3 protein-coding genes are annotated in these 12,849 nt (G+C 39.8%); all 3 read right to left on the bottom strand.

Annotated features, from left to right (window positions below; all coding sequences use genetic code 11):
* Window positions 1–3,223, bottom strand: a 3,223-nt coding sequence (locus tag A6733_RS08135) for a hypothetical protein (protein WP_141663503.1), incomplete at its 3' end; no start/stop codon positions are given.
* 731 nt (window positions 3,224–3,954) lie between these two features.
* On the bottom strand, window positions 3,955–8,679 hold the full coding sequence (locus A6733_RS08130; protein ID WP_092460832.1) for a hypothetical protein: 4,725 nt from the start codon (window positions 8,677–8,679) through the stop codon (window positions 3,955–3,957).
* Window positions 8,680–9,363: 684 nt separating this feature from the next.
* The coding region (locus A6733_RS09265; protein ID WP_242641615.1) for a hypothetical protein at window positions 9,364–12,849 on the bottom strand (3,486 nt) is incomplete at its 5' end.

Genomic DNA, 12,849 nt, shown 5'->3' with positions numbered 1-12,849 from the left:
CCGTCTTATGAACGACTCGATCTAATTCTAATAAAAAACTTAGTAACTCACCTCCAATTAGTGGAACTAACCTACGATCAGAAGAACTTGATAATACTCTAACACCATCAAGAGCACGTACAAATCTGGGACGATACTTAGAATGATATATACAAATGGACCTATGCATAAATCTATATAGATGCTGTTCCCTATAGGTTTTGCACCAGATAGCTTTCTCAATCACCGAAAGTTCACTGCCCAAAGTCTCTAAGATGTATCCTCGTATCGAAAGCAAAAAAGAATGTTTGAAAGATTTATCAATATTATAAAGGAGCTGAAGAACTAATTTAGCACTATCAGGATGTAACTTAACACCCAATAAATCAACACATTTATTAGAAGAAGATCCATCATCAGAATCTACAACGGGAGAAGGTAGGATTAATTCAGAAGATGTACCAGAAGCCTCCATTAATGGCAAAGAAGATCCTAATTGTGACTCAGATTGAGAGAGGGCAAAAGGTGACAACCCAGGGTTAGACTGAAGTGATAATGATTGAGAACTGGAAGGCAAAGGATGCGTAAGGCCTGTAACACTAGTTTCTGATGTCGCACAGTTATCAATGCCTTTATTTCCTTCACGTTCTGCGCTGGCTGCTATCATTGCCTCCAATACAAATGGAGGAATGACATTAATTTCTGATGTCGTACATTTATCAGTGCCTTTACTTATTTCACGTCTTGCCTTGGTTGCTATCATTGCCGATGATGCCAATGGAGGAACGCCGGCAGTGTCTAGAACATCAATAAGATCTTTGCAACTAACAGCGTTAACGCCCTCCTCTTCTAGAGAAACAGAAACTTCACTCCAACAAGAGTTAAAAATAGATTTCACCTTGCTACTAATAGCACCATCTAGTACCGATAAAAAATCTAACAACCTATCTCCAGCTAATAGGCCTGTACTATGGTCAGTGGAATCAGACAATACTCTAATGCTAGGAAGAGAGCGTATAAAACTAGGGCGGTGCTTATAATGATATTTACCAAGGCACTTGAATACAAAACTATCTTCACACATCACCTTATAGGTCAAGTACCAAATAGCCCGTCCAGTCACAGTAAGTTTGCCACTCACACCCGATGGTAGTTGCTTAGATACCATACTCTTGTAAGTACGTCTAGCAAACGAATCCATCTCAAAAAAGAGACCTTCAACTACTCGAACATCCTTAGGAGATAGCATAAGACCCAGTGAATTCAAAACACCCGAAACTGACCCCTCACCCTTCACGCGTTTACTACTACCCTTTGATGTCTTACTCTCTGATTTCTTACTCTCACTTATCGCACGTTTTTTTACACGTACTTGAACATTTTTGTTATTATGTACTTGATAAATTGAAAATGCTGCTATAGGGATACCAGCAACATCGAGGACTCTAATAAAATCCTCACAACTAACATCACTCAATGATCCATCTTCTAGTTCGGCAAGGACTGTATCAGTCACTTTATTCCATAGCGAATCAAATATACACTCCACAGTCTTATGAACGGCGCAATCTAGTTCTGATAAAAAACTTAGTAACTCACCTCCAGTTAGTGGAACTAGCCTACGATCAGAAGAACTTGATAATACTCGAACATCATCAAGAGCACGTACAAATCCAGGACGATACCTAGAATGATATATACAAATGGACCTATGCATAAATCTATATAGATGCTGTTCCCTATAGGTTTTGCACCAGATAGCTTTCTCAACCACCGAAAGTTCACTACCCAAAGTCTCTGAGATGTATCCTCGTATCGAACGCGAGAAAGAATTTTTGAAAGATTTATCAACGTCATGAAGGAGCTGAAGAACTAATTTAGCACTATCAGGATGTAACTTAACACCCAATAAATCAACACATTTATTAGAAGAAGATTCATCATCAGCATCTACAACAGAAGAAGGTAGGATTAATTCAGAAGATGTACCAGGAGCCTCCATTAATGGCAAAGAAGACCCTAATTGTGACTCAGATTGAGAGAGGGCACGAGGTGACAACCCAGGATTAGACTGAAGTAACAATGATTGAGAACAGGAAGGCAAAGGACGCGTAAGGCCTGTAACATTAGTTTCTGATGTGGTACATTTATCAGTGCCTTTACCTCTTTCAGGTCTTGCCTTGGTTGCTATCATTGCCGATAATGCCAATGGAGGAATGCCAGCAGTGTCTAGAACATCTACAAGATCCTTGCAACTAACAGCATTCAAGGCTTCCTCTTCTAGAGAAACAGAAACTTCACTCCAACAAGAGTTAAAAACAGACTTCAACTTGCTACTAATAGCACCATCTAGTACCGATAAAAAATCTAACAACTTATTTCCAGACAATGGCGCTGTACTATAGTCAGGGGAATCAGACAATACTTGAATACTAGGAAGAGCGCGTATAAAAATAGGGCGGTGCCTAGAATGATATCTACCAAGGCACTTGAATACAAAACTATCTTCACATATCACCTTATAGGTCAAGTACCAAATAGCCCGTCCAGTCATAGTAAGTTTGCCACTCACATCTGATGGTAGTTGCTTGGCTACCATACTCTTGTAAGTAAGTCTAGCAAATGCATCCATCTTTAAAAAGAGACTTTCAATTACTCGAACATCCTTAGGAGATAACATAACACCTAGCGAACCCAAAACATCCGAATCAGTAGTAAAAGCTGAAGAAGAAATAGAAGTGCCACGTTTAGGAGCAGGAGCTTTGCCTTTACTACTAGTACGCAACACCACCTTAGCTGCAGTGATACTAACAGTAGTTGAAATAGTTTTAGAAACAGGCAGAGAAGATCCTACATTTTCAGGTGGTATAACCGTAGAGGCAGTACTAGTTGCAGACACACTACCAGGTTGATCTCTATAAAAAAGCAGTTTAACAAATTTAGAGGGAGATTGGTCACACCCACCCTCTAGCAGTAACAAAGGTCTTGACCCCGTGTCAACCACACATTTATTACCACTTACTAACCTCTTTCTTTTTTTACTTACCACAGGTCTTGGATTTTGAGCCTTACCCTTACCCCCATTACTCACCCCTTTACCTACAGAAGCAGGTAAAGTAGTAACCTTAACTTGCTGCAAATCATCACCCTGTACAGTTCCTCCCTTGGTGCCACCATCATCCTCATTATCAGGATCACCATTAGAGGCAGTAGCACCACTAGTTACAGATGATACAGGATACATAACAAGCTCTCTTTACATTTATTATTTGTCATCTATATTATTTTTAGTATCGACCCTCACGCCAACACTACAGAAAAAAGAGAAGTAAGTACAGTCCAACAAGCAAATGCACTCAGCACCACAAACAGGAACTTAATCAGAGACAAAGTCGTATATTATCACTCTTGTGCCTCAAGTTATTGTACTTCAATTAACGCACACGAATTACCACATACACAGTAAAAACACTACCTCGTCCGCAATACGCGCTTGTATATAGCTCAAAAACAAAAATTTACATACAATAAATAACCATTAATTGCATAAATATGTATCAACAATCAACATACAAACATAGCGCTGCCGTTATTTAACCTAAAATAGAACAAATGTCCTACATTAAAAATAGCAAAACAAATTCAAGCAATACAAATAAGTATAAACAGAACAATATACAGCAGTTAACCTTCAGCCAACATGATACAAATACGGCACTTACATGCACTACAACTTACGTGACATACACCCACATTACACGACATACAGTACCACTATATTTGGTACAAAAACCATACAAACTTAACAATCGTGCATCGCATGCAACACAAACTCCTAATGTATCTCCCGGTATACAATTTCGTTATGAATTATTCCTTCGTTAAACTAGGATAAATTATGCATAAAATAAAAAAATTTACAAATGAAAAATTATGTAATGCTAATAATAAGAAAGTAAGACCAATTCTTAGAAATTAACTATTCCTTTTTCTTTTACGTCCTCTCGATCTCTGAGCACCACCGCTATGTGAAGAAGATAAGCCTCCTCTACCACCTCTAGACCTACTAGATTCACCAGCAGGTGGTGGTGAAGGTGGCAGGCCTCGATTCAACAATGCCGCCAATCTCACTCCCACATCCTCCTCAGCAGCAGTATCGGTAACAGCAGCCACTAGCGGAACATTACCAATATTCACAGGTGTAGAAGAGGAAGGTCCAGCAGATATCACACTACTCATAGGCGCCTCAACCGATTGCATAATAAATGCTTTCTTAGGTCCATGAGGGTACCTAGAAGAACTACTACCAGCTGCCATGAAAGATTTACTGACAGAAGCAGAAACAGAAACAGAAGAAGATACAGAAACTGGAACTATTGGCTGCTCAGATGAGAACACAGGAGTTGATTCACCTACTGAAGCTCCCAACGACGCAGAAAGAACACCTTCCGCAGTTAATTCAATTTCTCCAGTCGATACAGGTGACTCTGGATAGGAAGAGGAAAAGGAAATATCTCCATCTAATCCCGCAGAAGATGGAGATGAAGATAAAGATAAAGATGAAGATGAAGGTTCAATCGAAGGTGAAGAGGGAGGAGAAAGTGAACCATCCTCTGCCCCCATAGACGCATAAACAGTATCAACTGCGACCAACTCTTTAGCTGATGGTGACAAAGGGGGAGGAATATCAGAGGCTACTACCAGATCAGATTCAGGTGCAAGCAAAGGTGAAAAAGAAGATGAAGGTTCAACAGATAATTCATCTCCAACTACCGAATCAGAAGCAACACCTTCCGCGACCGAGACTAAAACATCCCCACTAATTATCAAAAAAGAATCGCCAGAGAGAGTTGGCATAGCAACAGACTCAGTAACAGAAGGAGATTCAGCACCAGGTAATACTACAGAAATAGAAATAGTATCAGCCACAGATACACTACCAGATTGATCAGAAACAGTTGGAGTAGCAACAGACTCAGTAACAAGAGTCAAAGAAGATTCAGGTTGAATCTGGAGCTGTAAAGTTAATTCAGGCTGAGACTGAAGTTGTGAAAGAGAGGCAGCTGAAGAATGAGTAAGATTAGTAGCATCAATCACTGACCCCTTCTTACCCTTCACGCGTTTACTACTACTCTCTGATGTCTTACTCTCACTTATCGCACATCTTTTAGCACGTATCTGAGAATTTTTTTTATTATGTACTTGAGTGATTGAAAATGCTACCACAGGAACACCAGCAACATCGAGGACTCTAATAAAATCTTCACAACTAACATCACTCAATGATCCATCTTCTAGTTCGGAAAAAACTTTATCAGTTATTTTACTCCATGAGGAATCAAATATACACTCCACCGTCTTATGAACGACGCAATCTAATTCTGATAAAAAACTTAGTAACTCACCTCCAATTAATGGTACTAATCCACAATCAGAAGAACTTGATAATACTCTAACACCATCAAGAACACGTACAAATCTAGGACGATACTTAGAATGATATATACAAATGGACCTATGCATAAATCTATATAGATGCTGTTCCCTATAAGTTTTGCACCATATAGCTTTCTCAATCACCGAAAGTTCACTACCCAAAGCCTCTAAGATGTATCCTCGCATCGAATGCGAGAAAGAATTTTTGAAAGATTTATCAAGGTCATGAAGGAGCTGAAGAACTAATTTAGCACTATCAGGATGTAACTTAACACCCAATAAATCAACACATTTATTAGAAGAAGATCCATCATCAGCATCTACAACGGGAGAAGGTAGGATTAATTCAGAAGATGTACCAGAAGCCTCCATTAATGGCAAAGAAGACCCTAATTGTGACTCAGATTGAGAGAGGGCACGAGGTGACAACCCAGGATTAGACTGAAGTGATAATGATTGAGAACCGGAAGGCAAAGAATGCGTAAGTCCTGTAACATTAATTTCCGATGTCGTACATTTACCAATGCCTTTATTCCTTTCACGTTCTGCGTTGGCTGCTATCATTGCTGACAGTACCAACGGAGGAATGGCACTAATTTCTGATGTCGTACATTTATCAGTGCCTTTACTTATTTCACGTCCTGCCTTGGTTGCTATCATTGCCGATAATGCCAAATGAGGAATGCCGGCAGTGTCTAGAACGTCAATAAGATCTTTGCAACTAACAGCGTTTAATCTCTCCTCTTCTAGAGAAACAGAAACTTCACTCCAACAAGAGTTAAAAACAGATTTCACCCTGCTACTAATAGCACCATCTAGTACCGATAAAAAATCTAACAACCTATCTCCAGCTAATGGCTCTGTACTATGGTCAGTGGAATCAGACAATACTTGAATGCTAGGAAGAGCGCGTATAAAATTAGGGCGGTGCTTATAATGATATTTACCGAGGCACTTGAATAACAAACTATCTTCACACATCACCTTATAGGTCAAGTACCAAATGGCCCGTCCAGTCACAGTAAGTCTGTCACTCACATCTGATGGTAGCTGCTTGGCCACCATACTCTTGTAAGTACGTCTAGCAAACGCATCCATATCAAAAAAGAGACCTTCAATTACTCTAACATCCTTAGGAGATAGCATAACACCCAGTGAATTTAAAACACCCGAAACTGATCCCTCACCCTCCACGCGTCTACCACTACTCTCTGATGTCTTACTCTCACTTATCGCACGTCTTTTCGCACGTACCTGAGAATTTTTTTTGTTATATACTCGAGCAATTGAAAATGCTACTACAGGAATACCAGCAACATCGAGGACTCTAATAAAATCTTCACAACTAACATCACCCAATGATCCATCTTCTAGTTCGGCAAAAACTGTATCAGTTGTTTTACTCCATAACGAATCAAATATATACTCCACAGTCTTATGAACGGCGCAATCTAGTTCTGATAAAAAACCTAGTAACTCACCTCCAATTAGTGGAACTAACCTACGATCAGAAGAACTTGATAATACTCTAACACCATCAAGAGCACGTACAAATCTAGGACGATACTTAGAATGATATATACAAATGGACCTATGCATAAATCTATATAGATGCTGTTCCCTATAGGTTTTGCACCAGATAGCTTTCTCAATCACCGAAAGTTCACTACCCAAAGTCTCTAGGATGTATCCTCGTATCGAAAGCAAGAAAGAATGTTTGAAAGATTTATCAAGGTCATGAAGGAGTTGAAGAACTAATTTAGCACTATCAGGATGTAACTTAACACCCAATAAATCAACACATTTATTAGAAGAAGATCCACCATCAGCATCTACAACAGAAGAAGGTAGGATTAATTCAGAAGATGTACCAGGAGCCTCCATTAATGTCAAAGAAGAACCTAATTGTGACTCAGATTGAGAGAGGGCACGAGGTGACAACCCAGGGTTAGACTGAAGTGATAATGATTGAGAACTGGAAGGCAAAGGACACGTAAGGCCTGTAACACTAGTTTCTGATGTCGTACATTTAGCAGTGCCTTTATTCCTTTCACGTTCTGCGCTGGCTGCTATCATTGCTGACAGTACCAACGGAGGAATAACACTAATTTCTGATGTTCTACATTTAGCAATGCCCTTACTTCTTTCCGGTCTTTCCCTGGTTGCTGCCATTGCCGATAATGCCAATTGAGGAATGCCGGCAATGTCTAGAACATCTACAAGATCCTTGCAACTAACAGCATTCAGGGCTTCCTCTTCTAGAGAAACAGAAACTTCACTCCAACAAGAGTTAAAAACAGACTTCAACTTGCTACTAATAGCACCATCTAGTACAGATAAAAAATCTAACAACTTATCTCCAGATAATGGCGCTGTACTAAGGTCAGAGGAATCAGACAATACTTGAATACTAGGAAGAGCGCGTATAAAATTAGGGCGGTGCTTATAATGATATCTACCAAGGCACTTGAATACAAAACTATCTTCACACATCACCCTATAGGTCAAGTACCAAATGGCCCGTCCAGTTACAGTAAGTTTGCCACTCACATCTGATGGTAGTTGCTTGGCTACCATACTCTTGTAAGTAAGTCTAGAAAATACATCCATCTTAAAAAAGATACTTTCAATTACTCGAACATCCTTAGGAGATAGCATAACACCCAGCGAACCCAAAACATCCGAATCAATAGTAAAAGCTGAAGAAAAAACAGAAGTGCCACGTTTCAGAGCAGGAGCTTTGCTTTTACTTTTACTACTAGTACGCAACACCCTCTTACCTTTACCACTAGTACGCACCCCCCCCTTAGCTGTAGTTATACCAACAGTAGTTGAAGTAGTTCTAGTAACAGGCAGAGAAGATCCTGCATTCTCAGGTGGTGTAACCGTAGAGGCAGTACTAGTTGCAGACACACTACCAGGTTGATCTCTATAAAAAAGCAATTTAACAAATTTAGAGGGAGATTGGTCACACCCCCCCTCTAGCAGTAACAAAGATCTCGACCCCGTGTCAACCTCACATTTATTACCACTTCCTAATCTCTTTCTTCTTTTACTTAATACAGGTCTTAGATTTTGAGCTCTACCTCTACCCTCACCCCTATTACTCACCCCCTTACCTACAGAAGAAGGTAAAGTAGTAACCTCAACTTTCTGCAAATCATCACTCTGTACAGTTCCTCCCTTGGTGCCACCATCATCCTCATTATCAGAATCACCACTAGAGGCTGTAGCACCACTAGCTACAGATGATACAGGATACATAACAAGCTCTCTTTACATTTATTATTTGTCATCTATATTATTTTTAGTGTCGACCCACACGCCAACACTACAGAAAAAAGAGAAGTAAGTACAGTCCAACAACTAAATGCACTCAGCACCACAAATAGGAACATAATCAGATACAAAGTCGTATACTATCGCTCTTGTGCCTCAAGTTATTGCACTTCAATCAACGCACGCGAATTACTACATGCACAGCAAAAACACCCTCGTCCGCAATACGCGCTTGTATACAGCTTAAAAACAAAAATTTACATACAATAAATAGCCACTAATTGCATAAACACGCATTAATATGCAGACATGGCGATTACTTAACTTAAAATAGAACAAACGTCCTACATTAAAAATAGTAAAACAAATTCAAAACCCAAATTACATCAATTCAATAAAAAAACAAAAAAAGACAAACATCAACCCACGTTACGTACCATATACCCACGCCACATGCCATACAGTACCGCTATATTTGGCATAAAGAACATACAAACCTAACAATCGCACATCGCATGCAACACGAAACCCTAATTTATCTCCCGGTATACAATTTTGTTATGAATTATTCCTTCTTTAAATTAGGATAAATTATGCATAAAATAAAAAATTTACAAATGAAAAATTATGTGATGCTAATAATAAGAAAGTAAGACCAATTCTTAGCAATTAACTATTCCTTTTCCTTTTACGTCCTCTCGATCTCTGAACACCACCGTGACGTGAAGAAGATAACCCTCCTCTACCACCTCTAGGCCCACTAGATTCACCGGCAGGTGGTGGTGAAGGTGGCAGCCCTCGATTCAGCAATGCTGCCAATCTCGCTCCCACATCAGCAGTAGTATCGGTAACAGCAGCCACTAGCGGAACATTACCAATATCCACAGGTGTAGAAGAGGAAGGTCCAGCAGAGATCCCACTACTCATAGGCGCCTCAACCGATTGCATAATAAATGCTTTCTTAGGTCCATGAGGGTGCCTAGAAGAACTGCTACCAGCTGCCATGAAAGATTTACTGACAGAAGCAGAAACAGAAGAAAATACAGGGATTGGAACTACTGGCTGCTCAGATGAGGACATAGGAGTTGATTCACCTACGGAAGCTCCCAACGATGCAGAAAGAACACCTTCCGCAGTTAATTCAACTTCTCCAGTCGATACAGGTGACTCTGGAGAGGAAGAGGAAATATCTCCATCTAATCCTGCAGAAGATGGAGATGAAGATAAAGACAAAGATGAAGATGAAGGTTCAATCGAAGGTGAGGAGGGAGGAGAAAGTGAATCATCCTCTGCCCCCATCGATGCAGAAACAACATCAGCTGCGACCAACTCTTTAGCTGATGGTGACAAAGGAGGAGGAATATCAGAGGCTACTACCAGATCAGATGCAGGTGCAGGCAAAGGTAAAAAAGAAGATGAAGGTTCAACAGATAATTCATCTCCAACTACCAAATCAGAAGCAACACCTTCCGCGACCGAGACTAAAACATCCCCACTAATTATCAAAAAAGAATCGCCAGAGAGAGTTGGCATAGCAACAGACTCAGTAACAGAAGGAGATTCAGCACCAGGTAATACTACAGAAATAGAAATAGTATCAGCCACAGATACACTAGATACACTACCAGATTGATCAGAAACAGTTGGAGTAGCAACAGACTCAGTAACAAGAGTCAAAGAAGATTCAGGTTGAATCTGGAGCTGGAAAGTTAATTCAGGCTGAGACTGAAGTTGTGAAAGAGAGACAACTGAAGAATGAGCAAGATCGGTAGTATCAATCGACCCCTTACCCTTCACGCGTTTACTACTACTCTCTAATGTCTTACCCTCAACTATCGCACCTCTTTTCGCACGTGCTTGAGCACTTTTTTTATTACGTACTTGATTAACTGAGAATGCTACCATAGGAATACCGGCAACATCAAGGACTCTAATAAGATCCTCACAACTAACATCACTCAATGATCCATCTTCTAGCTCGGCAAAAAATGTATCCGTCATTTTATTCCATAACGAATCAAACATACACTCCACCGTCTTATGAACGACTCGATCTAATTCTGATAAAAAACCTAGTAACTCACCTCCAACTAATGGCACTAACCTACAATCAGGGGAACTTGATAATACCCGAACACCATCAAGAGCACGTATAAAGCTAGGGCGATACCTATAATGATATATACAAGTGGACCTATGCATAAATCTATATAGATGCTGTTCCCTATAGGTTTTGCACCAGATAACTTTCTCAACCACCGAAAGTCCACTATCCAAATCCTCTAAGATGTAATATCGCATCAAACACGAGAAGGACATTCTGAAAGATCTATTAATATCATGAAAAAGTTGAAAAACTAATTTAGCGCTATCAGGATGTAACTTAACACCCAATAAATCAACACATTTATTAGAAGAAGATCCATCATCAGCATCTACAACAGAAGAAGAAGGTAGGGTTAATTCAGAAGATTCACCAGTAGCCTCCCTTGATGGCAAAGAAGACCCTAAGCCAGGGTTAGACTGAAGTGATAATGATTGAGAACTGGAAGGCAAAGAATGCGTAAGGCCTGTAACATTAATTTCTGATGTCGTACATTTACCAATGCCTTTATTCCTTTCACGTTCTGCGTTGGCTGCTGTCATTGCCGACAATACAAATGGAGGAACGACATTAACTTCTGATGTCGTACATTTATCAGTACCTTTACCTCTTTCACGCCCTGCACTGTTTGCTATTTCCGATAATGCCAAATGAGGAATGCCGGCAATGTCTAGAACATCTATAAGATCTTTGCAGCTAACGGCATTCAAGACCCCCTCTTCTAGAGAAACAGAAACTTCACTCCAACAAGAGTTAAAAATAGATCTTACTCTGCTACTAATAGCACCATATAGTACCGATAGAAAATCTAACAACCTATCTCCAGCTAATGGCGCTGTACTATGGTCAGGGGAATCAGACAATACTTGAATGCTAGTAAGAGCGCGTATAAAATCAGGGCGATGCTTATAATGATATTTACCAAGGCACTTGAATACCAAACTACCTTCACACATCACCTTATAGGTCAAGTACCAAATAGCCCGTCCAGTCACAGTAAGTTTGCCACTCACATCCGATGGTAGTTGCTTGGCAACCACACTCTTGTAAGTAAGTCTAGCAAATGCATCCATCTTTAAAAAGAGACTTTCAATTACTCGAACATCCTTAGGAGATAGCATAACACCCAGTGAATTCAAAACATACGAAACTGACCCCTCACCCTCCATGCGTTTACCACCACTCTCTGATGTCCTACTCTCACTTATCGCACGCCTTTTCGCACGTACCTGAGCATTTTTGTTATATACTTGATCAATTGAAAATGCTACTACAGGAATACCAGCAACATCAAGGACTCTAATAAAATCTTCACAACTAACATCACTCAATGATCCATCTTCTAATTCAACAAAAACTGCATCAGTTGTTTTACTCCATAACGAATCAAATATATACTCCACAATCTTATGAACGGCGCAATCTAGTTCTGATAAAAAATTTAGTAACTCACCTCCAATTAATGGAACTAACCTACGATCAGAAGAGCTTGATAATACTCGAATACCATCAAGAGCACGTACAAATCTAGGACGATACTTAGAATGATATATACAAATGGACCTATGCATAAATCTATATAGATGCTGTTCCCTATAGGTTCTGCACCAGATAGCTTTCCCAATCACCGAAAGTTCACTACCCAAAGTCTCCAGGATGTATCCTCGTATCGAAAGCAAGAAAGAATGTTTGAAAGATTTATCAATATCATGAAGGAGCCGAAGAACTAATTTAGCACTATCAGGATGCAACTTAACACCCAATAAATCAACACATTTATTAGAAGAAGATCCATCATCAGCATCTACAACAGAAGAAGGTAGAATTAATTTAGAAGACGTACCAGGAGCCTCCATTAATGGCAAAGAAGAACCTAATTGTAACTCAGATTGAGAGAGGGCACGAGGTGACAACCCAGGATTAGACTGAAGTGATAATGATTGAGAACTGGAAGGCAAAGGAAGCGTAAGGCCTGTAACACTAGTTTCTGATGTCGTACATTTAGCAGTGCCTTTATTTCTTTCACGTTCTGCGCTGGCTGCTATCATTGC

The sequence above is a fragment of the Candidatus Ichthyocystis sparus genome (assembly GCF_900078745.1).
In the GTDB taxonomy this organism is placed as follows: Bacteria; Pseudomonadota; Gammaproteobacteria; order Burkholderiales; family 2013Ark19i; genus Ichthyocystis; species Ichthyocystis sparus.
This window is presented reverse-complemented; position numbering and strand designations above follow the sequence as displayed.